The organism is Arthrobacter sp. UYEF3 (genome assembly GCF_040546245.1).
Taxonomy (GTDB): Bacteria; Actinomycetota; Actinomycetes; order Actinomycetales; family Micrococcaceae; genus Arthrobacter.
On record NZ_JBEPNK010000002.1, the window covers coordinates 48,018 to 69,663 of the forward strand.

The following is a 21,646-nucleotide window of genomic DNA, read 5'->3' on the forward strand; positions in this document are numbered from 1 at the left end:
ACCCGACCCATGACTATCCAGCCCATCGTCCCCCAGCCGGTCACGGCCACGGGGACGGCCCAGCAGGCTGCTGCCGTCCGGGCGCCCGTGCAGTCCATGGACGCCAACGTTTTCATGACCCTCCTCGTCGCGCAGCTCAAGAACCAGAATCCTAGCGCCCCGATGGACACGAATCAGATGATGGCCCAGACCATCCAGCTGTCCATGATGGAAAAAATGACCGAGCTGACCACCAACAGCAAGGAGGGATTCTCCCTCCAGATGCGCTCGGCCGCAGCCCAGCTGATCGGCCATTCCGTCGGCTACACGCTCGCCGACGGCACCACCGGCACCGGCATCGCCAGTTCCGTCTCCTACGCCGGCGCCGTACCGGCCGTCAAGGTCGGCGACCTTTCCATTCCCCTCGACTCCATCACCGGCCTGACCGCGCCGGCCGCTTCCTGACCTGTTTCCTCCCGAAGAAAGGCAGTTCCCATGCTCCGCTCGCTGTACTCCGGAATCTCCGGCCTCCGTGCCCACCAGACCATGCTGGATGTCACCGGCAACAACATCGCCAACGTCAACACCGCCGGCTTCAAGGCGTCCACCACGCAGTTCCAGGACACCCTCTCGCAGATGACCCAGGGAGCCTCTGCGCCACAGGGTCAGACCGGCGGCAGCAACCCGGCGCAGATCGGCCTGGGCGTCCGCGTCGCGGGCGTGAGCACCAACTTCGCCCAGGGCTCCTCGCAGAGCACCGGCCGCGCCACGGACATGATGATCTCCGGCGACGGCTTCTTCGTCACGAGCAAGGGCGGCCAGCAGCTCTTCACCCGAGCCGGATCCATGACGTTCGACGCCGCCAGTCAGCTTGTCAGCCCCGACGGCGGCATCCTGCAGGGCTGGACCGCCAACCAGAGCGGCGGCGTGGACCAGTCCGGGGCCATTGGGGACATCACGCTTAACCCCAACACCATGATCGCCAACGCCACTAGCAAGGTCACGCTGGACGGCAACCTGCCCAGCGACGCCCTCGTCACCAGCCCTCCGTTTGACCGTGTCGTCAAGGTCTACGATGCCACCGGCGCCGAGCGCAAGGTGACCCTTACGTTCGCCAAGGCCGCCGGCGGCTGGAGTGCTAATGGCGTCGACGACAACGGTGCCACGGCCGGCATCACCCTTGGGCAGCAGGCGGACGGTACGCTCACGCCCAGCGGTCCCTTCGTTATCGGCACGAGCCCGAACGCAATCACAGTTGATCTCTCAAAGGTCTCCGGTTACGCCTCCATGAGCTCCCTGACCGTTGCCAGCCAGAACGGTTCTGCCGCTGGCAAACTGGAGTCCTTCACTCTCGGCAACGACGGATCACTGATCGGGTCCTTTAGCAACGGCACCAAGCAGGTCCTGGCGAAGATCGCGCTGGCCAAGTTCACCAACCCGGCGGGCCTGGAGAAGGCCGGCGGCTCCTCCTACGTCGCCACTGCCAACTCCGGCAACGTTCAGCTGGGCGCGGCCGGCGCCCCGGGCATCGGCACCCTGGCCGGCGGCTCACTGGAAATGTCCAACGTGGACCTCTCCCAGGAGTTTACCAACCTGATCGTGGCCCAGCGAGGCTTCCAGGCCAACGCCCGCATCATCACCACCTCGGATGAGGTCCTGCAGGAGCTCGGCAACCTCAAGCGCTAAACACACAGCCGCCGGCGCTCCACCCTAGGTTGCCCTATCACTCATGGCCGGCAAGAATCGGCCGAACCAGCCCTGAGTGATAGGGCAACGGGGGATTGGCCGGCTCAACCGGCGCGGAGGGCGAAGCGGACCCTGCGCACCGCGCCCCTGAAATCGTCGGCCAGGTCGTCGGCGTTGAACTTGAAGTACCGCCATCCGGCAGCATTGAAGATTTCGTCCCGGCGGTTGTCCCGGGACTGCTGTGCGGGCGTGCGGTGATGGGCGCCGTCGTACTGGATGGCTATACGCTGCTTGCGGTACCCAAGTTCCGCGGCCGGCGAATATGGGTCCCGTGGCATCAGCCTCAGCTGTAACTCCGGTTCCGGGAGCCCGGCGGCGGTGAGCGCCAGCCGCAGGAAGGTCTCCGGTGCAGAGTCTGCTCCGACGCGGATCAGCTCGACGGCGTACCGTGCTTTCACAATCCCCTGAAACTTCGGGTGACGCTTGAGCATGGTCCGCAGGTCCTCGCGCGTCGTCCAGGGCTCGGTTCGGAACTCCAGACCCGGCCGTGGGTGACGCACCAGCTGGTCGCCCATGGCCACGAGGCCTTCCAGAGGCAGGATGCGGGCGAGATCGAGCCAAGTACGGGCCGGAGTCGAAATGTGGATGCCGTCCTGCACCGTTACCTCCTCCGGGAAGACCAGCACGGTGTGCCCCACCACGCCTATTCGTCGGACCTGCGGCAGCGCCTTGGGTTTGCTCAGGTGTAGTTCCCTGCATTCGCGAAACCAGGCCGGAAGCCACAGGCCATGAATGACCGCCGCGGTAAGGTGCGAGATCCAGCCGCCCGGTGTCGCGGCCGAGAGTGCCCGTGCCAGGCCCCTCATCTCAAAGTCCCAGCCAGTCGGAAGGTAGATCAAGCGGCCGGCCGGGGCAAGATCGGAGGCTCGGAGCCGGGCCCGGCCGAGACTAGCCGCTCTCGCCTCGTGCACGGTGAACGGTGCAGCCGATAGATGGGAGGGCAACGGTGCGGGAGCTCTCATGCGGATCATTGTTGCCGCAACTGGCGTGATGCTGCCGAGGTTATCCACAACCTGCCGTTGCGCTATCACTCGTGGCGGCCATAAGGCGCTCTTAGCGGCCACGAGTGATAGCGCAACGGGTGCCTCAACGGCCGGGCCAGGCGGCGCCTAACGAAAGCCCGGGGCCGGCCGACAGTAGGGAGTGAACACCCATACCCGCCGCTTGGCCGCACAGCCGAGCACTCCCCAGAGCAGAATCGGCCCATGATCGTCGTCACACGCCTCAACGGAACGCGCTTCGCGGTCAATCCGGACCTGATCGAACGGATCCACGAGAGCCCGGACACCCACCTTGTCACGCTCGACGGCGCCGCTTACGTGGTGCTGGAAAGCCTTGCCGAGGTGGTTGAGCTGATCGCCGATTACCGCGCTTACGTGCTGAGCAAGGCGCGGGACTTACCGGCGGTCACCGGCTACCCCCTGAGCCTGGTCCCGCCTGCCGGGCCGGAGGCCGACGCCGGCTCGTCCGCGCCTGAACCACCAAGGAAGTAAGCCATGGATCCCGCAACAGTCATAGGACTGCTCCTCGCCTTTGGCTCCCTCATCACCATGGTCCTGCTTGAAGGTGGCAGCCTCTCCTCGCTGGTGCTGCCAGCCCCCATGATCCTCGTGTTCGGGGCCACCCTGGCTATCGGACTTGCCGGCAACACTCTCAAGGACGTTATCCAGGCGTTCAAAGCCGTCCCGGCAATGTTCATCGGCAAAACGGCGAAGCCGCAGGAAAGCATCGACCAGATGGTCCGCTTCGCCGAAAAGGCCCGGGCCGAGGGGCTGCTCTCCCTCGAGGAGGAAGCCGCGAGCGTCAAGGATCCCTTCCTTGCCCGGGCCCTGCAGAACATCGCCGACGGCACCGATGCTGAAGACCTCCGGATGCAAATGGAGGACGAGATCGACACCAAGGCCCGCACCGACCACTCCAACTCGAAGTTCTTCGCCTCCCTCGGCGGCTACGCCCCCACGGTTGGTATCGTCGGGACCGTGGTGTCCCTGACACACGTCCTGGAAAACCTGTCCAAGCCGGATGAGTTGGGGCACATGATTGCCGCCGCGTTCGTCGCCACACTCTGGGGACTGTTGTCTGCGAACTTCATCTGGCTACCTTTCAGCGGCCGCCTCGCGCGGCTGTCCGAACTGGACCTCGAACGCCGGACACTCCTGATGGAGGGGATGCTCGCGGTGCAGTCCGGCGCCCAGCCGCTGCTGCTGGCCGAGCGGCTGCGTTCCATGGTCCCGGAGCACCAGCTTAAGAGCTCCTCACGGGGCAAGAGTGCCGGCGGGGACCCGGAGAACCTGGACACGGCCGCGTGAGTTCAAGGCGGCGCCCGCGCAAAAAGCCGGAAGCGCATCACGTCGACGAACGCTGGATGGCGTCCTACATGGACATGGTCACGGTGCTGATGTGCCTGTTTATCGTCCTCTATGCGATGTCCACCGTCGACGCAAACAAATTCGAGAAGCTGCGCAACTCGCTCGCCACCGGATTCGGCGCCGTCGCCTCGGAGACCGTGGATACGGCGTCCGGGACAGTGGTCCCGCCCGAACTCGTCGACAAGAACCTCGAGGCGTTCGCGGCTAGCCAGACGGCCGGTAATACATCCTCGCCGGCGTCCATCGAGGAAGCCATGAAGGAAGTTGACCGTCTGCGCGCCCTGGAGGCGAAGATGCGGGCCGGCCTCGCCGCTGCCGGCCTCACCGAGAACGTCGAATTCCAGATTGACCAGCGCGGGCTGACGGTCAAATTGGTCGGCTCCCAGACCTTCTTCGAAGCAGACCGGCCCGAACTCACGGCGCGTGCCTCCCAGGTGCTGCAGGTCATTTCGCCGATCCTCGGCCCTGCGGCCCTGGAAATCATGGTGGAGGGCCACGCGGCCAACGGCGTCACTGCCTACCCGTCCACCTGGGAGCTGTCCTCGGCGCGGGCAGTCAACGTGCTGCGGTACATGGTGGACCGTGGCGGGATTCCGCCGGGAACCATCGGGGCCATCGCTTTCGGCTCCGCCCGGCAGGTCAACGACGATTCCACCCCCGCGCTCATGGAGCTGAACCGACGGGTGGATATCGTGGTGATTTCGGACAAGCCCGAGGTGGTCCGTGCCCTCATTCCCCAGGTGCTGAAACTCAGCCAGAAGTAGGCTGTGTTGCCGGGTGCCTATCGCCCGCATTATTGCTGAGGACGTTCTGCTTACGACGGCGATTCCCGTGCCGATAGTGGCAACCGTGAGTGTTCTGGATGAGCGGGAAGTGGTACGGGAGCGGACCGTCAGCGTCTATGACTTCCGGCGCCCCGCGACGCTGGCGCGGGAGCACAGCCGCGTCCTGGAGCTCGCCTTCGAAACCTTCGCCCGCCAGTGGGGAACCCAGCTGACCGCCAAGGTCCGGGTTAAGTCCGTGGTGCGCCTCGAAGACGTGGGCATGCAGAGCTACGACGAATATGCGGCCTCACTGCCTGCCGTGACGGCGATGGTGCTATGCACGATCGAAGCGCAGGACTCCAAGCTGGTGGTGCAGTTCCCGGCGCCCTCCGCCCTCGGCTGGATCAACCGGATGCTCGGCGCCTCGAATGACTCGGTCATGCCTGACCGGAAGTTCACCCAGATCGAACAGGCCCTGGTCAAGGGACTGATGGACGAGGCCCTCGAGGACCTCGGCTACTCGCTGGGACCGCTGTTGAGCGAGACCATCCGGGTGGACACCGTCCAGTACAACTCCCAGTTCGCCCAGGCTGCCGCGCCCAGCGAACTGATGATCGTCGCCGCCTTCACGATCAATGTCGGCGACATTAGCGCCCCGGCCACCCTCGCGGTTCCGGCGGCCATCCTGCTGGGCCGGCTGAAGAAGGTCAACCCCACGGACAACCGCGGCGACGCCGCCGCCCGTGTCAGCTCCCAACTGGAGCGCGTCCCCGTGGAGCTCTCGGTCCGGCTCTCGACCTCGTACGTCACCCCCAGCCAGGTGCTGGGCCTCGCGGTCGGGGACGTCCTGACCCTCCCGCACCTGGAAAACCGGCCCTTCGACCTCACCCTGGACGGCACAAGGCTGGCCACCGCCGCCCCGGCCCGCAACGGGTCCCGGGCCGCCGCCGTCATTGTCACAATTGAGGAGAACAACCAATGAGCATGACCCTGACCAAGCATGAATCGTCGGCGGAACGGCTCGTAGAGGAGCTGCCGAGCCCGGTGGCCCTGAAAGTAGTTGCCCTGGTCCCCGCCCGCGCCGCGTCCCCCTACGCCCGCCAGGCTGTCACGGCGACCTTCGTCGGTGCCGTGACCGCTGATCTGGCGCTCATGCTCAGCGACCGCACCTTCCTGGACGAGGCCGCGGGCGGCATGGCCGGCGGTCAGCTCGGCGTCGTCTCCGTCACCGATGTGCTCCGCCCGGCCATGGAGGCGGCCAGTTCCGTCTTCGGCGCCGGCGTGCTGTCCGACCTGCGCGAATCCGACGCCTCCGGGCTGCTCTCCGACCCGGACACCGCCATCTTCGAACTCTCTGACGGCACCAACCCGGCGGCCTGGTTCGCCGTCCGGCTGCGCGAACACAGCACCGGCCAGGACCGCGCGGGCGACGTCTTCGGCGGCGGCGACTTGGCGGCCGGCCGGCTGGGCCGCATCAACAACATCGAGATGGCCCTGACCGTGGAGATCGGCCGCACCCGCATGTCCGTCCGCGACGTGCTCTCGCTCGAACCTGGCAAGGTCATCGAACTGGACCGCTCCGCCGGCGCCCCCGCGGACGTGCTCCTCAACGGCCGCCTGATCGCCCACGGCGAGGTCGTCGTGCTGGACCAGGACTACGCTGTCCGGATCACCCGCATCCTCGACGTGGCCGAGGGGCTCAGCTGAATGGACTCGCTGATCCTTGGGCTGCGGGTAGCCGTAGCCCTGGGCGCGGTGCTTGGCCTGATCTGGTTGCTGCAACGCCGTCTCGGCAAAGGCACGGGACGACGCCGCGCTGACGCCGCCCTGAGCATCGTCAGCCGCCAAAGCGTCGGCCAGCGCGCCTCGGTGGTCGTGGTCGACGCCGGCGGCCACCGCTTCCTGCTCGGCGTCACGGACCACGCCGTCAACGTCCTGCACACCGGCGCCATCCCGGAAGACACCGAAGAAGCCGCTGAAGCCACGGTTCCGGAATCCCGACGCCGCGGCGGTGCCGCCGCTGCCTTCGCCCAGATCCTCGCCGGAGCCGGCTCCGGAGCCGGTGCCGGAACTGGCCTAGCCGCACCCCTAGCGGGGCCCGGGTCCTCCACCGACGACCCTTCTTCCGACGACGCTTCTTCCGACGATGCCGACGGCATCCCGGTGACCGGTCCGGGCGCGCCGGAACTGCCGCTGTCCCGACGTCGTTCCCTCCATCGCGATTCCCACAACGGGACCGCCCCCGGCCGCAGCAATCTGACCGGCGCCGGGACCCACCCGCCGCTGCACGGCTCGATCCTCGCCGGTTCCACCTGGAAGCAGGCCGCTGCCGCTCTCAGGAGCGGACGCCGCAATTGATCCGCCCCGCCACCGCCCGCTCCGCCCGCGTCCCGTCACCCAGCACCAGCACCAGCGCCCGCCTCGGCTACGCCGGCAGGGTCTTGGCGCTCGGCCTTGCCGCCGTCCTTTTCGCCGTACTGCTGCTCTGGCTTAACGCCTCCGCCGGCCACGCCGCGCCCACTCCGCCGGTTCCGCCCACACCGCCCGCCAGCCCGGACACCGGCAGCGTCAACATTCAGATCAACGGCATGGACGGGAAGCCGTCCACCGCGGTCCTGACCCTGATCGGGATCACGCTGCTGTCCGTGGCGCCCGCGCTGCTGCTGATGATGACGTCATTCACCAAGATCTTCGTGGTCCTCGCGATGACCCGCAACGCACTCTCGCTGCCCTCCATCCCGCCCAACCAGGTGCTGGCAGGGCTGGCCCTGTTCCTGTCGATCTTCGTCATGTGGCCGGTGATCAACGAGATGAACACCATCGGCGTGCAGCCCTACCTGAACGGCACCCTGGACTTCAACGGCGCGCTCAGCGCAGGCTCGGGGCCGCTGCAGCACTTCATGCTGGCGCACACGCGTGAGGAAGACATTGCGCTGATGACCCGCGCCGCCGGCATGGAGAACCCGGCCACCCCGGAAGCGGTGCCGCTGCAGACGCTCATCCCGGCCTTCATGATTTCCGAACTCCGGGCCGCGTTCATCATCGGCTTCGTCATCTTCATCCCGTTCCTCGTGATCGACCTCGTCGTCTCCGCGGCCCTGATGTCCATGGGCATGATGATGCTCCCGCCGGTCATGATCTCGCTGCCGTTCAAGATCCTGCTCTTCGTCCTCGTGGACGGCTGGGGCCTGATCATCACCTCGCTGATCCAGAGTTATGCGGGCACGGGATGAACGCCAACGCCGTCCTGGACATCTGCCTCCAGGCCATGATCGTTGCCGCCAAGCTCTCGGCGCCCGTGCTGGTGACGGCCCTGGTGGTGGGCCTGGCGATCTCCTTGCTGCAGTCCATCACCCAGCTCCAGGAAGCCACCCTCTCCTTCGTGCCCAAGCTAGCCGCGGTGGCGGTGGCCCTGCTGATCTGCGGCCACTGGATGATCTCGGAGATGGTCGCCTTCACCAACGACCTCTTCGCGAAGATCCCTTCCCTGCTCGGCGGCCTGTGAGGTGGGCATTCCGATCGACCAGGCTTGGCTGGAAGTGCTCCTGCTGGCCACCGTCCGAATGACGGCTTTCCTGATCGTGGCGCCGCCCTTCGCGCACCAGGCCTTTCCCGGCCGGATCAAGGCCATTCTGGGCGTGGGCCTTGGCCTGGCCGTCTCGCAACGGCTCGCCGGCGGCTACGTCGCCCGCGACACGGCGGGGTTCCTCACCGGTGTGGTCCTGGAACTGGTCACTGGCCTGGTCCTGGGCTTCCTCGTCCTGCTGGTCTTCGCGGCGGTCCAGTCCGCCGGCAGCCTGATCGATCTCTTCAGCGGTTTCCAGATGGCGCAGGCCTTCGACCCGCAGATGATGGTCAACGGCGCCCAATTCACCCGGCTGCTGCAAATGGCCGCACTCGCATTGCTGTTTGCCTCCGACGGCTACCAACTGGTCCTCGGCGGACTGACCGGAAGCTTTACCGCACTGCCCCTGGCAGGCGGCCTTGACCTCGCCCAGCCGGTCCAGGCCATGACGTCCGCCGTCACCGGCATGTTCCTCGCCGCCGTCCAGATCGCCGGCCCGCTGGTGGTGGTGCTGTTCCTCGCCGACGTCGGACTCGGCCTCCTGACCCGGGTTGCGCCGGCGTTGAACGCCTTCTCCCTGGGCTTCCCGCTCAAGATCCTGCTGACCCTCGCGCTGGCAGGATTCCTCTTCCTGGCCCTGCCCAAGATCGTCTCCACCCTCGCCGGGCAGGCCGCCAAGACCGTGCTGGGGGTGGGCTGATGTCGGATTCACAGGAAAAAACCGAGCAAGCCACCGACAAACGCATGCGGGAGGTCCGCTCCAAGGGTCAGCTCTCCCGCTCGCAGGACCTCACCGCGTGGCTGGCGGTCGGCGCGGCCGCGGTCATGGTCCCCGCTACCGTGGAGCGCGGGGCCAACGCCGCCACGGACCAGGTCTTCAGCGTCAAGGGCATCATGGCGCAACCGGACTCGGGGAAGGCCGTGAAGGCCCTCGAAACCGGGCTCGGCTCGCTGACCGCAACCATCGGTCCCATGCTGATCGTGGTGCTCATCGTCGTCCTCGTCGGCTCCGCGCTGCAGGGCGGCATCCACCTGAAAAAGTTCCGGATGGACTTCGAGCACTTCAAACTGCTGAGCGGGCTGAAGCGCGTTTTCGGCGCCCAGGCGCTGTGGGGCGGCGCTAAGGCCCTGCTCAAGGCGAGCGTCGTGGGCCTCGTACTCTATTCCGTGATTCAGGGGATGATACCGGTGCTGCTCACCGCCGGCGGCCTCCCGGTGTCAGGCGTCGTCGCGGCCGCCGGGGGCGGTATCGCCTCCCTGATCCAGTTCGCCGTCTTCGCCGGCATCGCGTTGGCGGCCGTCGACTTCTTCGTCGTGATGCGCCGAAACCGGAAGAAGACCCGGATGTCCAAGAAGGAAGTTCAGGACGAGAACAAGAGCAGCGACGGCGACCCGCTGATTCGCTCCCAGCGCCGGGCCCGTCAGCTGGCCATGAGCCGGAACCGCATGATCGCGGCGATCGGCGACGCCGACGTCGTACTCGTCAACCCCACGCACGTCGCCGTCGCGCTCAAGTACGAGCCCGGAAAGTCCGCCCCGCGGGTGGTGGCCAAGGGGGCAGGCCACGTCGCCGCCCGCATCAGGCAGGAAGCCGAAGCGAAAAACGTGCCGATGGTCCAGGACATCCCGCTCGCCCGGGCGCTGCACGGCGCCTGCGAGCTGGGGCAGGAGATTCCGGTGGATTTCTACCACTCCGTGGCGGGGGTGCTGGCCTTCGTCATGTCGCTGAGGGCCCGCGGCGCCGGCGCAGGGCTGCACCACATGGCCGGCGCAGCCCTGTGACCAATCTACTAACCAGCGTCTGTGAAAGGACCACATCATGAACAACAGGCTCGCCCGGCTGGCGGTGCCGATCGGCATCGTGGGCATTGTGCTGCTGCTGGTGGTTCCTGTGCCCGCGCCGCTGCTGGACTTCCTGATCGTGTGCAACATCCTGCTGGCGTTGCTGGTGCTGCTTACCAGCATGTTCGTGAAGAAGCCGCTGGACTTCTCCGTGTTCCCGTCGCTGCTGCTCGTGGCCACGCTGTTCCGGCTGGGACTCAACGTCGCCTCCACCCGCCTGGTGTTGGGCCAGGGCTATGCCGGGCAGGTGATCGAGGCTTTCGGCAAGGTGACGGTGGGCGGTTCCATGATTATCGGCGCCGTCGTGTTCCTGATCCTGGTGGTGATCCAGTTTGTTGTCGTCACCAAGGGTGCCGAACGCGTCGCCGAGGTGGGGGCGCGTTTCACCCTGGACGCCATGCCGGGCAAGCAGATGGCAATCGACGCCGACCTCAACGCCGGGCTGATCACGGACACGCAGGCCAGGGAGCGGCGCGCGGAGGTCTCCGCGGAGGCCGACTTTTACGGTGCCATGGACGGTGCCTCCAAGTTCGTCAAGGGCGACGCGATCGCCGGCATCATCATTATCATCATCAACTTCATCGGCGGCATCGCCATCGGCATGCTGCAACGCGGCCTGACCATTGGCGACGCGCTCAACACCTACGGCCTGCTGACCATGGGCGACGGGCTCGTCACCCAGATCCCGGCGCTCCTCATGGCCGTCTCCACCGGCATGATCGTGACACGATCGAATGCGGAAGCGGACATGGGCCGGACCGCGTCCACCCAACTGCTGCAGTCGCCCAACGCCCTTCTGATCGCCGGTGTCGCGGCCCTCGCCATGGCGCTGATCCCTGGCATGCCGCCGATACCGTTCATCCTGGTCGGGGCCGGGCTGATCCTGGCATCGCGCCGCACCACGGCCAGCCAGCGGGAGGCCGAGAAAGCCCGCGACGTTGAGACTGCAGCGCTGAACTCCCCGGAGCTGGACCCGAACGAGAAGCTGCTTGAGGACATGCGGATCCACCCTGTGGAGATCCTGCTGGCCCCCGACCTCGTCGACATGGTCTCCGGAGCCTCCGACGACCTGCTGGCCCGGGTCCGGTCGCTGCGGCACAAGATCGCCATGGAACTTGGCCTCGTCATCCCGCCGGTCCGCACCCGCGACAGCGTGGATCTTCCGCCGGCCACCTATGCCATCCGCATCGCGGGCGTGGAGTCCGGCCGGGGCACCGCCCCGGCAGGCCAGATGCTGGCCCTGGGTGACTCACTGGACTCGCTGCCCGGCGTCGCGATGATCGAACCGGTGTTTGGCCTGGCCGGGAAATGGGTTCCGGCCGAAATGCGCCACAACGCCGAAATGACCGGCGCTACCGTGATCGACCGTGTCTCGGTCCTGGTCACCCATCTGTCCTCGATCGTCACCGCCAACGCCGCGCGGCTGCTGTCCCGCGAGGATGTCCGGGTGCTGACCGAGGGCGTCCGCAAACAAAGCCCCTCCGCCGTCGATGAGCTCACCCCGGCGCTGCTCTCGCTCGCCGAACTGCAGCGCGTCCTCCAAGGCCTGCTCGACGAACAGGTCCCCATCAACGACCTCGCCCGCATCTACGAGGCGCTCACCCTCCGGGCCAAGATCTCCACGGACCCGGAATCACTCGTCGAGGCGGCCCGCCAGGCACTTGGGCCCGCGCTGACCGCCAAATTCATGGACGGCCCGGTGCTCAACGTGATCATGATCGACCCGCTCCTCGAGCAAACGATGCTGGAGGATATGAGGCCGGCCGAGGGCGGCAGCCAGATCGTGATGGGTCAGGACCGGCTCGACGCCGTCCTCCGCTCGGTGCGCAACGCGGTGGACTCCGCAGCCGGCGCCAACCGGCAGGCCGTCCTGGTCTGCGCCCCGGCGCTGCGTCCGGCCATCCACCGGCTCATCGGAGCGCAGCCCGGTTCTGTGCCGGTACTGTCCTACCGTGAAGTTACCTCCGCTAATGTACGGATCGAAACTGTAGGAGTCGTGCGCCATGCCGAACCGCTATCGGCTTAAGGGAGCCTCGCTGGAGGAAATCCGCAGCAAGGCAGAACTCCAGTACGGCCCGGCCGCCCGCATCGTGTCCGCTGAGCGGGTCAGCAGCCCCGGCATCGCCGGGCTCTTCGCCGCGAACCGCTACGAGGCCATCATCGAGCTCCAGCCCCGGCACGACGTCGTCACCGGCGAGGTGGTCCCGGACGCAGACATCCTGGCCGGGGGCGGGATCGTGGAGCCGTCGGGCGAAACTCCGCTAAACGCGTCCCGGCCCGCAGCAGGCACGCAGCGGCTGGCCGCGCCAGGCCACGAACTCCAGGGCGACGCGATCGCAGCACTGCTGGCTGAAGCAGATGCCGCCGAGCTGACCCTGCATCGGTCCGGGAACGCCGGCGTCTCCACCGAGTCGCCCGGCTTCGCTGAACTGCTGGACCAACTCGGCTCCGGACTCCGGGCGCCGGCAGCCCCGCCAAATCCCGCGGTTCCGGCCCGCCCGGTGAACGGCTCCGAGGAAGGCCCGACGTCGGCCCGCAGCCAGGCACCGGCCCCCGGCCAGGCACCGGCCCCCGGAGTGGCGCCCGTTCCCGGTGCGGACCCCGCCCTGGACCTGGTCCCGCCGTCGTCCCCGTGGACCGGTGCGCCGGCGCGGGAGCGGGTCCCGGTACCACTGAGCGGTACCGGGGACCTGGTGGTGCTGGTGGGTCTCGGCGACGATGCACTGGACACCGCCCTGGCCATGTCCATCGCCGCCGGAGGCGCTGACGTGCGCACGGCGGGGGAGCTGAGCGCCTACGGCCACCTGCACCTGGACGGCCGCCAAAGCGCGACGGCGGCCCGCGCCCACGCCGTGGAAACGGAGCAAACGGTGCTGGCGGCCTTCGGTGTGGGCAAGGCGCGCAACATCCTGGCACGGCTTCAGACGATCGCGGCCCTCGCGCCGGACCAGCTCTGGGTAGTCGTGGACGCCGGACGCAAGCACGAGGACACCGCCCGGTGGGTCGGCCTGCTGCGGGCGCGGCTCGAAGTCGCCGCGGTGGCGGTCGTGGGCGCGGCCGACACCGCCACCCCCGAAAGCGTGAACGCAATCGGCCTGCCGGTGGGCTGGATCGACGCCCGGCCGGCGACCCGGCCGTTGCCGTGGGCCGCCGCGGCCGGACGCGAAGGGTAGATTGAGAGAATGCTGGTACTCACACGCAAGCCGGGCGAACAGATCATGATCGGCGACGGCATCGTCATCACTGTTCTGGAAGGCCGCGGAGACGGTGTCCGGATCGGGATCGAGGCGCCTCGCGGCGTCCCGATCCAGCGGCGGGAAGTAATCGAGGCCATCGCCGCGGCGAATTTGGCGGCGGCCGAAGCAGCTGCCGACGCCGGCACCAGCACCGAAGACGCGCTGCGGGGGCTTATGCCCCCGGCAGCCGCCCGCCCCAGCGACTGAACCCCACGACTGAACCCCACGCGTTCGACACCGGGGTCAGGCTCCGGCGTGTCGGGTTAAACGGTCAGGTGTCGGGTCACCGTGAATTGGCGTCGTCGCCGAGGTATTTGGCCATCAGCGGCTGGGTGGCGCGGCGCGTAATGGCCAGGGCGCGCTCAATGTTTCCCGCGATCGCCAGATGGTCAAGCAGGCCGGCCGGATCACTGGGCCCGGCAGGAAGCTCCAGGCTGCGGAGCAGTTCGTCGTTGGTGCTGGCAGCATGACCCAGCCGAGCCAACAAATCGCGCAGGCCATCGAGATGCTCTTGCAGGATGGCGGGCCAGGGACCAAGCGGGGCAGAGGCAATCAGTTCCACCAAGGTCGCCTGCGCGGGGAGGCCCCATTTGCCCGCGACGGCACCTGATTCGACATTGCGGGCCAGCGCTTCGAAGCCCAAGCGGTCCAGCACGTCCTCCACCTCGGACGCGGTAAAAGCCAACCAGTGGATGTTGCCGGCGGCCACGTGCAGGCGCTGGGATTCCAACCTGAACAAAAGCAGTTCCAACTGCCGCCGTTCCTGCCACAGCGCCGCTGAAAGATCCCCCGCACCCATGGGCCCCATTTCCTTGCCAGCCGGGCCAAAATACGGCCTTCCGCATTTTCCGCCAAGCTTTTCCCTGAGGGTACACGCAGATTCAGAATCAGGTGATAGGTTTCGTTCTGGGTGCTGCGCCCGCGCCTGGAACACCGCCTCCCACGGGAGAGCAGGGAGGCCGCTGGCGGGTGTGGCTCCCAGGGTTTTTAACTCCTGATCCGGTCTCATGGGGGGACACACTGTTGAATCGCGTGGAACGCAACGAGATGGTCACTCAGCACTTGCCGCTGGTGGGCTACCTCGTCTCAGATTTGTGCTCGAAGGCGTCCCACCTCTCGCGCGATGACCTGGCATCGGCTGGCGCCATTGCCCTGATTACGTCGGCCGACTCCTTCGACGCTGGCCTTGGAGTGCCCTTCGGTGCATTCGCCCGGCGTCGCATTTTGGGCGCTTTCGCGGACGAAATGCGGGCCAGTGACTGGGCCACGCGCTCCGCCCGCCGCCGGATCAAAGAGACCATGTCGGTCCAGGAAACCCTAGGGGCGGCGCTCGGACGCACGCCTTCCGTCGACGAGATAGCCTCCGCGCTGGGTGTCCAGCAAAGTGTTGTGGAAGCAGCGCTGGCGGACGCGTCCCGCACGCTCACGCCGCTGGACGACGCCGTCGTCGATACGCTGGCCGCGGAAACTCTGTCCCCGGAAAGCTCGGTGCTCGCGGACGAACGGCTGCAGTACCTCCGTGCCGCCGTGAAATCGCTGCCGGAGCGGATGCGCTTCGTGGTCGAGGAGATCTACTTCGGCGACCGGACGGTCAAGGATCTGGCGGCTGAACTGGGCTCCACCCACGCCGCCGTGTCGCAACAGCGCGCGGAGGCGATCCGCCTGATGCGCGACGGCCTCGCCGCCCACTACGCGGACGACCCGGAGCAGGGCTTCGAGCCGCAGTCACGGATCACGCCCCGCCGCCGTAACGACTACCTCGGCCAGTTGTCCGAAGCCACTGCCGGGGGAATCACCCGTGCCATCTTCCCGCAGGGGCCCATGCTGAACCAGGCCGTCTAGGACTGCATCCGAGGTCTTACTAAGGTCACTTAGTAAGCTGATCGTGAAATTCCGTCGCGTCTATCGCGGCCGCATCTTCGCTGGAGTAGCGTCTGAGGCATAACGCCGTACCAGCCGTTCCTATCAAGGAGGATGTATGAAAGCGACACCGACCCTGACGAGCAACCTGCAGGCCGTTCTCGTGGACCTGATCGAACTCCACATCCAGGGCAAGCAGGCCCATTGGAACATCGTGGGTACCAACTTCCGCGACCTCCACCTGCAGCTTGACGAGATTGTCGAAGCCGCCCGCGGGTTCGCCGACGAGATGGCCGAACGGATGCGCGCCCTGCACGCCCTCCCGGACGGCCGCAGCTCGACGGTTTCCAAGTCCACCGCACTCGGTGAATTCCCGACCGGCCTGATCGACACCAAGGACGCGATCGAGAAGATCGTCGCCGCCCTCGAGGCCGCGGTCGGCACCATGCGCAAGGTTCACGACGAAGTGGATGAGGAAGATCCCACTACGGCGGACCTGCTGCATGCCTTCATCGCCAAGCTCGAGCAGTACGCCTGGATGGTGAACGCCGAAACAATGCGTGCCACCGCCAGCGTTACCACGGCGGACGCCAAGAAGTAGTAGTCGTCTTACGCATTCCGCAGCGTCCGACGCCGGGTTCCCGCCCGGCGTCGGACGCTGTTCTTTACCGGGACGGCCGCCAGCGACGCCGAACAGGTGGCCGCGCGGAAGGGACCGCCGGCCTGCTCGACGCGTTGGCGGCCTACGTCGACGCCGCCTGAGCCCGGCGGCTAGTGCGCCGTCGGCACCTTCCGAAGGATGACGGCGGCGAGGACCGAGACTGCGGCCATCAGCACCAGCGCGATGGCGGCCGTGATGTGGACGCCGGAGTCGAACGCCGCACGGGCGGCCGCCGTTACGGCCTCTGCCAGCGGGCCCGGCAGGGTCTGCGCCAGCTCCTCGGCTCCGGCGAGGGTCTCGCCGGCCTGGTGTGCCGCCGCCGGGGCCGCCAGCAGCGCAGCGTCGGGGAGCTGGAAATTGTGCTGGTAGGAGGCGGTCAGGATGGAACCCAGGATGGCGGTGCCGAGCAGGGAGCCGACCTCGTAGCCGGTTTCGGAGATGGCAGCCGCGGCACCGGATTTCGCCGCCGGCACGGCCCCCAGGATGAGGTCGTTGGAAATGGTTTCAGCCGCGCCGACGCCTACGCAGAGGACAAGCAGGGCGGTCAGGAGCACGCCCGGCCCGGAGCTATGGTCGCCCAGGGCCACCAGGCCATAGGCCGCCGCGCTCAGCAGCAGGCCGCCCGCCACGACGAGCCCCGGCCGGACCTGCCGCACCAGCGGCACCACGAGCAGGCCGGCGACGACGGTGGCGATCAGGGCCGGGACCATCGCCATCCCGGACGCCGAGGGTGACTGCCCCTCCAGCAACTGCAGGTGCTGGGCCAGGAACAGGATGAAGCCGTTGTAGGAAAAGAGGGCCAGGACGTTGGCGATGATCGCGGTGCTGAAGACCGGGTTGTCGAAGAGGCTCAGATCCAGCAGGGGAGTCGCGGACGCGGATGCCGCCAGCCGGCGCTGGCGGCGGACGAAGGTGTAGCCCATCACCAGCCCGACGGCGAGGGCCGCGAGCGGTCCCGGCGCCACGCCGTGGGTTGCCAGCATCTTGATGCCGTAGACCGTCGGAACCATGGCCAGCAGCGACAGGACAATGCTGGGAGCGTCCACCGTGCCCGGCTTCGGATCCCGGGATTCAGGGATCAATGCGGGGCCGAAGGCCAGCAGGGGCAGGACGATCGGTATCGCCACCAGGAGCACCGCACCCCACCAGAGATGCTCCACGAGCCAGCCGCCAAAAATGGGGCCCAGCGCGGCACCCCCGGAGAAGCCGGCGGCCCAGATCGCGACCGCGAGCCGCCGCCTATTCGGTTGGGGAAAAATGTTGCGGATCAGGGACAGGGTGGACGGCATCAGCATCGCGCCGAAGAAGCCGAGCCCGGCCCGGCCCGCGATCAGCCCCTCCGCGCTGGGAGCGAACGCCGTCACCGCGGAGACGGCGGCGAAGCCCGTGCTACCGACGAAAAGCAGCCGGCGGCGGCCGATCCGGTCGCCCAGGCTTCCCATGGCCACCAGCAGGCCGGCCAGGACCAGCGGATATGAATCGATAATCCAGAGCAACTGCACGCCGGTGGCATCCAGGCTGCGGGCGATCGCGGGCAGCGCGAAGGTCAGGGCCGTGTTGTCCACAGCCACGAGCAATACCGGGAACATGAGCAGGGTCAAAGCCAGCCAGTCCTGCCACGGCGCGCGCGGGGTCTGCGTGGGGAGGGTGACGGTGGTGGACAGGGCAGAGCTCATAGGACTTAACTATACCGTCTGGACGGTATAGTTAAGAAATCCGAGCCCCGGCAGGCATGATGGAAGCCATGGCCAGAAAACCCGTCGCCCGCGAAGCCGTCCTGGATGCCTTCGAATCCCTGCTTATCGCCGAGGGCGAACGTGCCGCGACGCTGGATGCGGTGGCCCGGCTGGCGGGCGTCTCCAAGGGTGGATTGCTGTACCACTTCCCCAACAAGGAGGCCATGATCTCGGTGCTGCTGGAGCGGCTGGACCGGCTCCTCGCGGAGGACCTCGACGCCATGGCGGACGCCCCGGAAGGGGCGGCGGCGTATTTCATCAGATCCTCGGTGTGGGCCGATACCCCGCTGGACCGGGTCTTCGTGGCCGCCACCAGGCTGGCCGAAGTGGCGCACGCCGAGACGCTGCGGCGGATGGCCGAAGTCCAGGCCAGCTGGCTGGCGCTGCTCGCGGCCGACGTCGGCCCGACCATGGCGAAGCCCGTGCTGTACATGGGGGACGGGCTGTACTTCAACGCCATGTTGGCGCGGGGTCCGGGCGAGGCGACCGTGGGGCTGGCCGGCGACGTCGAGGCCCTGGTGGCCGCCGTCGAACGGCTGCGCGGCTGACAGGCAACAGCTGCGGGGGCGTTTCCCCCGTTCCTGCCTACTCTGCGGGATGGCGTGGCTTGGGACCGCGGGGTGCGCGTAACTGCGGCCGGTCCGTCGTGGTTAGTTTGCGGACGCGCCCCCGGCGTAGGACAATAGAAGCCGTGACTATGGTCACGAGCAATTGAATATGCCTTTGATCTGCGGCGGGAGAGTTCTGCTAGTAGGTACAAGCAGGCGCCGTAGGAGCAAATCCTCCCCAGGAATCTCTCAGGCCCACGTACCGCCGCGGCAAGGCAACTCTGGAAAGCAGCCGGCATCGTCTTTTGGACATGCCGTGCTCACCGACGGTGCAAGCGGACCCCGCAACAGCGGCTGCGCGGAAACTCTCAGGTCCAATACAGAGCGGGGAGGAACCCGAATCAATGTGGCGTACCCTGCGCCGCCTTAGTTATGGAGTTCCTTGTGACTGTTACCTCAGCCTCCACGTCCTTCGTTGACCGCCATATCGGCGCTCGCCGCCAGGCCGATGTCGACGCCATGTTGAAGGCTGTCGGCTACGACAGCGTGGACGGCCTCGTGGACACCGCCGTCCCGGCTTCCATCCGGCAGGATGTCGCCCTCCGGCTGACGGACGCCCTCAGCGAGGTGGAGGTCCTGGCGGAGCTCCGCAGGCTGGCGTCGAAGAACAAGACCGCCGTGCAGATGATCGGCCAGGGCTACTACGACACGGTGACCCCCGCGGTCATCCGCCGCAACATCCTTGAAGCCCCGGCCTGGTACACGGCCTACACGCCGTACCAGCCGGAAATCTCGCAGGGCCGGCTCGAGGCGCTGCTGAACTTCCAGACCATGGTCCAGGACCTCGTCGGCCTGCCGATCGCCAACGCGTCCCTGCTGGATGAAGCCACCGCCGTTGCCGAGGCCGTCCTGATGATGCGCCGTGCCAACAAGAACAAGTCCGCCCACGACGGAAAAACCGTCCTGGACGCCGACTGCCTCCCGCAGACCATCGCGATCGTCAAGGGCCGCGCCGAGGCACTCGGGTTCGAGGTGGAGGTCGCCGACCTCTCCACGGGACTGCCCGACGGCGTCATCAACGGCGTCGTCCTCCAGCAGCCCGGCGCCTCCGGCCGGGTGTTCGACCACACGGCCGTGATCGCGGACGCCAAGGAACGCGGCGCCCTCGTCACCGTCGCCGCGGACCTGCTGTCCCTGACGCTCATTACTTCACCGGGCGAACAGGGCGCCGACATCGCCGTCGGCTCCGCCCAGCGCTTCGGCGTCCCGCTGTTCTTCGGCGGCCCCCACGCTGCCTACATGGCCGTCCAGAAGGGTCTTGAGCGGTCCATGCCCGGCCGCCTCGTCGGTGTGTCCAAGGACAACGCCGGCGTCCCGGCCTACCGGCTGGCGCTGCAGACCCGCGAGCAGCACATCCGCCGCGAAAAGGCCACGTCCAACATCTGCACCGCGCAGGCGCTGCTGGCCATCGTGTCCTCCTTCTACGCCGTCTACCACGGCCCGGACGGACTCAAGGCAATCGCCGAAACCACCCATGGCCATGCCAGGACGATCGCGGCGTCGCTGAAGGCCGCGGGCATGGCTGTTCTGCACACGAGTTTCTTCGACACCGTCACCGTCTCGGTGCCGGGCAAGGCCGCACAGATCATGGCCGCCGCCGAAGCCAGGGGCATCAACCTGCGCGGCATCGACGCGGACACGGTCGGTATTTCCGCCGATGAAGCCACGACGGCGGGCATCGTCGCCGACCTCGTCGCCGCCTTCGGTGCCAGCGTCGTGGACGCGGCTGAAGGGTTCGGCCTGGAGGCCGCCGTCGAGCGCACCTCCGACTACCTCCAACACCCGGTCTTCAACACGCACCGCTCCGAGACCCAGCTGCTGCGCTATATCCGCCGTCTCTCGGACCGCGACCTCGCCCTGGACCGCACCATGATCCCGCTGGGCTCGTGCACCATGAAGCTGAACGCCACGACCGAGATGGAAGCCATCTCCTGGCCGGAATTCGCCTCCATCCACCCCTTCGCCCCCGAATCCCAGACCGCCGGCTGGCGCGAACTGATCGAGGACCTCGAAGCCCAGCTAACCGAGATCACCGGCTACGACCAGGTCTCCATCCAGCCGAACGCCGGATCGCAGGGCGAGCTCGCCGGGCTGCTCGCGATCCGCGGCTACCACCGCTCCCGTGGCGAGGCCCAGCGCAATATCTGCCTGATCCCGGCCTCCGCGCACGGCACCAACGCCGCCTCCGCGGTGCTGGCGGGGATGAAGGTCGTTGTGGTGGCCACCGCCACGGACGGCACGATCGACCACACAGACCTGCAGGCCAAGATTGAGCTGCACAAGGATGCCCTGTCCGCGATCATGATCACGTACCCGTCCACGCACGGGGTGTTCGACGCGGATGTCCGCGAGGTCTGCGACGCCGTCCACGCCGCCGGCGGCCAGGTCTACATCGACGGCGCCAACCTCAACGCCCTCGTCGGGCTGGCCCAGCCCGGCATGTTCGGCGGCGACGTTTCCCACCTGAACCTGCACAAGACCTTCTGCATCCCGCACGGCGGCGGCGGACCCGGTGTCGGCCCGGTCGCGGCCAAGGCCCACCTGGCACCCTTCATGCCCGGCAACGCCGCAGACCCGGCCAGCGGCGCCGACGGCACCCCGATCTCCGCCTCCCGCTACGGCTCCGCCGGCGTCCTGCCGATCTCCTGGGCCTACGTCAAGCTCATGGGCGGCCAGGGCCTGACCGAGGCCACCAAGTCCGCACTCCTGGCGGCCAATTACATCGCTTCCCGCCTGAACGACTACTTCCCGGTGCTCTACACCGGCGAAGGCGGCCTGGTGGCCCACGAGTGCATCCTGGACCTGCGCGAACTCACGGCCAAGACCGGCGTGACCGCCGAGGACGTCGCCAAGCGCCTGATCGACTACGGCTTCCACGCCCCCACACTGGCGTTCCCGGTGGCCGGCACCCTCATGGTGGAGCCGACCGAATCCGAGGACCTAGGCGAGATCGACCGCTTCATCACTGCTATGGTCGCCATCCGCGCCGAAATCGACCAGGTCGCCGCCGGCGACTTCACCGTGGAGCAGAGCCCGCTGCGCAACGCCCCGCACACCGCCGCAGCTGTGATCAGCACCGACTGGACCCGCGAGTACCCGCGTGAACAGGCCGTCTTCCCGGTCCACACGCTCAAGCAGGACAAGTACTTCCCGCCGGTCGGCCGGATTGACGGCGCCGCCGGTGACCGCAACCTGATCTGCTCCTGCCCGCCCCTCGAATCCTTCGAAGAAGACACAGCAGCCCACTCCGCCAACACCGACTCTGACAGCTAGGGACAGC

General features: G+C 67.4%; 22 protein-coding genes and 1 riboswitch. Of the genes, 19 read left to right on the forward strand and 3 right to left on the reverse strand.

The window, feature by feature from the left end:
* The first annotated feature begins 9 nt into the window (after window positions 1-9).
* Both ABIB14_RS01675 and ABIB14_RS01680 read left to right on the forward strand, forming a co-directional pair.
* A complete protein-coding gene (locus ABIB14_RS01675) occupies window positions 10-444 on the forward strand; it encodes a flagellar hook assembly protein FlgD (RefSeq protein WP_354233603.1) in 435 nt (144 codons plus the stop codon).
* 30 nt (window positions 445-474) lie between these two features.
* A complete protein-coding gene (locus ABIB14_RS01680) occupies window positions 475-1,665 on the forward strand; it encodes a flagellar hook protein FlgE (RefSeq protein WP_354233604.1) in 1,191 nt (396 codons plus the stop codon).
* A 104-nt stretch (window positions 1,666-1,769) separates the two neighbouring features.
* Here ABIB14_RS01680 and ABIB14_RS01685 read toward each other — a convergent pair whose 3' ends face one another.
* Window positions 1,770-2,687: a DUF559 domain-containing protein gene (locus ABIB14_RS01685; RefSeq protein WP_354233605.1), complete on the reverse strand. Its 918-nt coding sequence runs from the start codon at window positions 2,685-2,687 to the stop codon at window positions 1,770-1,772.
* A gap of 243 nt (window positions 2,688-2,930) precedes the next feature.
* Here ABIB14_RS01685 and ABIB14_RS01690 point away from each other — a divergent pair, with 243 nt between their 5' ends.
* The 13 genes from ABIB14_RS01690 (at window position 2,931) to ABIB14_RS01750 (ending at window position 13,708) form a co-directional block, all read left to right on the forward strand.
* Complete coding sequence (locus tag ABIB14_RS01690; protein WP_354233606.1) at window positions 2,931-3,218, forward strand: flagellar FlbD family protein; 288 nt, start codon at window positions 2,931-2,933, stop codon at window positions 3,216-3,218.
* Window positions 3,219-3,221: 3 nt separating this feature from the next.
* Complete coding sequence (locus ABIB14_RS01695) at window positions 3,222-4,034, forward strand: motility protein A (RefSeq protein ID WP_354233607.1); 813 nt, start codon at window positions 3,222-3,224, stop codon at window positions 4,032-4,034.
* Window positions 4,031-4,858 (forward strand): OmpA/MotB family protein, encoded by an 828-nt coding sequence (locus tag ABIB14_RS01700; protein WP_354233608.1) that lies wholly within the window; start codon window positions 4,031-4,033, stop codon window positions 4,856-4,858. Before ABIB14_RS01695 ends, ABIB14_RS01700 begins: the two co-directional genes overlap by 4 nt.
* An 85-nt stretch (window positions 4,859-4,943) precedes the next feature.
* Window positions 4,944-5,840 (forward strand): flagellar motor switch protein FliM, encoded by an 897-nt coding sequence (locus ABIB14_RS01705; RefSeq protein ID WP_354233609.1) that lies wholly within the window; start codon window positions 4,944-4,946, stop codon window positions 5,838-5,840.
* Window positions 5,837-6,565 carry a flagellar motor switch protein FliN gene (gene fliN / locus ABIB14_RS01710; RefSeq protein WP_354233610.1) on the forward strand — a complete coding sequence of 243 codons (729 nt, stop codon included), beginning with the start codon at window positions 5,837-5,839 and terminating at the stop codon, window positions 6,563-6,565. The genes ABIB14_RS01705 and fliN overlap by 4 nt, the downstream gene beginning before the upstream one ends.
* Window positions 6,566-7,216 (forward strand): flagellar biosynthetic protein FliO, encoded by a 651-nt coding sequence (gene fliO / locus ABIB14_RS01715; RefSeq protein ID WP_354233611.1) that lies wholly within the window; start codon window positions 6,566-6,568, stop codon window positions 7,214-7,216.
* On the forward strand, window positions 7,213-8,091 hold the full coding sequence (gene fliP, locus ABIB14_RS01720) for a flagellar type III secretion system pore protein FliP (protein WP_502909576.1): 879 nt from the start codon (window positions 7,213-7,215) through the stop codon (window positions 8,089-8,091). The genes fliO and fliP overlap by 4 nt, the downstream gene beginning before the upstream one ends.
* Window positions 8,088-8,363, forward strand: coding sequence for a flagellar biosynthesis protein FliQ (gene fliQ, locus ABIB14_RS01725; protein ID WP_175321994.1), 276 nt, complete (start codon window positions 8,088-8,090; stop codon window positions 8,361-8,363). Before fliP ends, fliQ begins: the two co-directional genes overlap by 4 nt.
* A 1-nt stretch (window position 8,364) precedes the next feature.
* Window positions 8,365-9,123: a flagellar biosynthetic protein FliR gene (locus tag ABIB14_RS01730; protein WP_354233613.1), complete on the forward strand. Its 759-nt coding sequence runs from the start codon at window positions 8,365-8,367 to the stop codon at window positions 9,121-9,123.
* Window positions 9,123-10,205 (forward strand): EscU/YscU/HrcU family type III secretion system export apparatus switch protein, encoded by a 1,083-nt coding sequence (locus ABIB14_RS01735; RefSeq protein ID WP_354233615.1) that lies wholly within the window; start codon window positions 9,123-9,125, stop codon window positions 10,203-10,205. The genes ABIB14_RS01730 and ABIB14_RS01735 overlap by 1 nt, the downstream gene beginning before the upstream one ends.
* A 37-nt stretch (window positions 10,206-10,242) precedes the next feature.
* The gene (locus ABIB14_RS01740) at window positions 10,243-12,291 is read left to right on the forward strand and encodes a flagellar biosynthesis protein FlhA (RefSeq protein ID WP_354233617.1); all 2,049 of its coding nucleotides are present in this window, start codon (window positions 10,243-10,245) and stop codon (window positions 12,289-12,291) included.
* On the forward strand, window positions 12,269-13,438 hold the full coding sequence (locus tag ABIB14_RS01745; RefSeq protein WP_354233618.1) for a hypothetical protein: 1,170 nt from the start codon (window positions 12,269-12,271) through the stop codon (window positions 13,436-13,438). Before ABIB14_RS01740 ends, ABIB14_RS01745 begins: the two co-directional genes overlap by 23 nt.
* 9 nt (window positions 13,439-13,447) lie before the next feature.
* Window positions 13,448-13,708 (forward strand): carbon storage regulator, encoded by a 261-nt coding sequence (locus tag ABIB14_RS01750; protein WP_354233619.1) that lies wholly within the window; start codon window positions 13,448-13,450, stop codon window positions 13,706-13,708.
* A gap of 76 nt (window positions 13,709-13,784) precedes the next feature.
* Here ABIB14_RS01750 and flgN read toward each other — a convergent pair whose 3' ends face one another.
* Complete coding sequence (flgN, locus tag ABIB14_RS01755) at window positions 13,785-14,300, reverse strand: flagellar export chaperone FlgN (protein WP_354233620.1); 516 nt, start codon at window positions 14,298-14,300, stop codon at window positions 13,785-13,787.
* A 248-nt stretch (window positions 14,301-14,548) separates the two neighbouring features.
* Here flgN and ABIB14_RS01760 point away from each other — a divergent pair, with 248 nt between their 5' ends.
* Window positions 14,549-15,343 carry a sigma-70 family RNA polymerase sigma factor gene (locus ABIB14_RS01760; protein ID WP_354233621.1) on the forward strand — a complete coding sequence of 265 codons (795 nt, stop codon included), beginning with the start codon at window positions 14,549-14,551 and terminating at the stop codon, window positions 15,341-15,343.
* Between the two features lie 136 nt (window positions 15,344-15,479).
* On the forward strand, window positions 15,480-15,962 hold the full coding sequence (locus ABIB14_RS01765; RefSeq protein ID WP_354233623.1) for a Dps family protein: 483 nt from the start codon (window positions 15,480-15,482) through the stop codon (window positions 15,960-15,962).
* Between the two features lie 170 nt (window positions 15,963-16,132).
* On the opposite strand, the gene ABIB14_RS01770 is transcribed toward ABIB14_RS01765, so the two are convergent.
* Entirely contained in the window at window positions 16,133-17,698 is a 1,566-nt protein-coding gene (locus ABIB14_RS01770; protein WP_354233624.1) for an MFS transporter, read from the reverse strand.
* Window positions 17,699-17,766: 68 nt separating this feature from the next.
* Here ABIB14_RS01770 and ABIB14_RS01775 point away from each other — a divergent pair, with 68 nt between their 5' ends.
* Both ABIB14_RS01775 and gcvP read left to right on the forward strand, forming a co-directional pair.
* Window positions 17,767-18,306: a TetR/AcrR family transcriptional regulator gene (locus ABIB14_RS01775; protein WP_354233625.1), complete on the forward strand. Its 540-nt coding sequence runs from the start codon at window positions 17,767-17,769 to the stop codon at window positions 18,304-18,306.
* Between the two features lie 176 nt (window positions 18,307-18,482).
* Window positions 18,483-18,581: riboswitch (glycine riboswitch) on the forward strand.
* A 157-nt stretch (window positions 18,582-18,738) separates the two neighbouring features.
* Entirely contained in the window at window positions 18,739-21,639 is a 2,901-nt protein-coding gene (gene gcvP, locus ABIB14_RS01780; RefSeq protein ID WP_502909577.1) for an aminomethyl-transferring glycine dehydrogenase, read from the forward strand.
* Window positions 21,640-21,646: the final 7 nt, after the last annotated feature.

What these genes read in the sequence shown, in the direction of transcription:
- ABIB14_RS01695 (WP_354233607.1), top strand. Translation starts at nt 3,222, where the DNA reads ATGGATCCCGCAACAGTCATAGGACTGCTCCTCGCCTTTGGCTCCCTC.
- ABIB14_RS01750 (WP_354233619.1), top strand. Translation starts at nt 13,448, where the DNA reads ATGCTGGTACTCACACGCAAGCCGGGCGAACAGATCATGATCGGCGAC.
- fliO (WP_354233611.1), top strand. Translation starts at nt 6,566, where the DNA reads ATGGACTCGCTGATCCTTGGGCTGCGGGTAGCCGTAGCCCTGGGCGCG.
- fliQ (WP_175321994.1), top strand. Translation starts at nt 8,088, where the DNA reads ATGAACGCCAACGCCGTCCTGGACATCTGCCTCCAGGCCATGATCGTT.
- ABIB14_RS01680 (WP_354233604.1), top strand. Translation starts at nt 475, where the DNA reads ATGCTCCGCTCGCTGTACTCCGGAATCTCCGGCCTCCGTGCCCACCAG.
- ABIB14_RS01770 (WP_354233624.1), bottom strand. Translation starts at nt 17,698, where the DNA reads ATGAGCTCTGCCCTGTCCACCACCGTCACCCTCCCCACGCAGACCCCG.
- ABIB14_RS01675 (WP_354233603.1), top strand. Translation starts at nt 10, where the DNA reads ATGACTATCCAGCCCATCGTCCCCCAGCCGGTCACGGCCACGGGGACG.
- ABIB14_RS01745 (WP_354233618.1), top strand. Translation starts at nt 12,269, where the DNA reads ATGCCGAACCGCTATCGGCTTAAGGGAGCCTCGCTGGAGGAAATCCGC.
- gcvP (WP_502909577.1), top strand. Translation starts at nt 18,739, where the DNA reads ATGGAGTTCCTTGTGACTGTTACCTCAGCCTCCACGTCCTTCGTTGAC.
- ABIB14_RS01685 (WP_354233605.1), bottom strand. Translation starts at nt 2,687, where the DNA reads ATGAGAGCTCCCGCACCGTTGCCCTCCCATCTATCGGCTGCACCGTTC.
- ABIB14_RS01690 (WP_354233606.1), top strand. Translation starts at nt 2,931, where the DNA reads ATGATCGTCGTCACACGCCTCAACGGAACGCGCTTCGCGGTCAATCCG.
- fliN (WP_354233610.1), top strand. Translation starts at nt 5,837, where the DNA reads ATGAGCATGACCCTGACCAAGCATGAATCGTCGGCGGAACGGCTCGTA.
- ABIB14_RS01775 (WP_354233625.1), top strand. Translation starts at nt 17,767, where the DNA reads ATGGCCAGAAAACCCGTCGCCCGCGAAGCCGTCCTGGATGCCTTCGAA.
- ABIB14_RS01765 (WP_354233623.1), top strand. Translation starts at nt 15,480, where the DNA reads ATGAAAGCGACACCGACCCTGACGAGCAACCTGCAGGCCGTTCTCGTG.
- ABIB14_RS01760 (WP_354233621.1), top strand. Translation starts at nt 14,549, where the DNA reads ATGGTCACTCAGCACTTGCCGCTGGTGGGCTACCTCGTCTCAGATTTG.
- flgN (WP_354233620.1), bottom strand. Translation starts at nt 14,300, where the DNA reads ATGGGTGCGGGGGATCTTTCAGCGGCGCTGTGGCAGGAACGGCGGCAG.
- ABIB14_RS01735 (WP_354233615.1), top strand. Translation starts at nt 9,123, where the DNA reads ATGTCGGATTCACAGGAAAAAACCGAGCAAGCCACCGACAAACGCATG.
- ABIB14_RS01740 (WP_354233617.1), top strand. Translation starts at nt 10,243, where the DNA reads ATGAACAACAGGCTCGCCCGGCTGGCGGTGCCGATCGGCATCGTGGGC.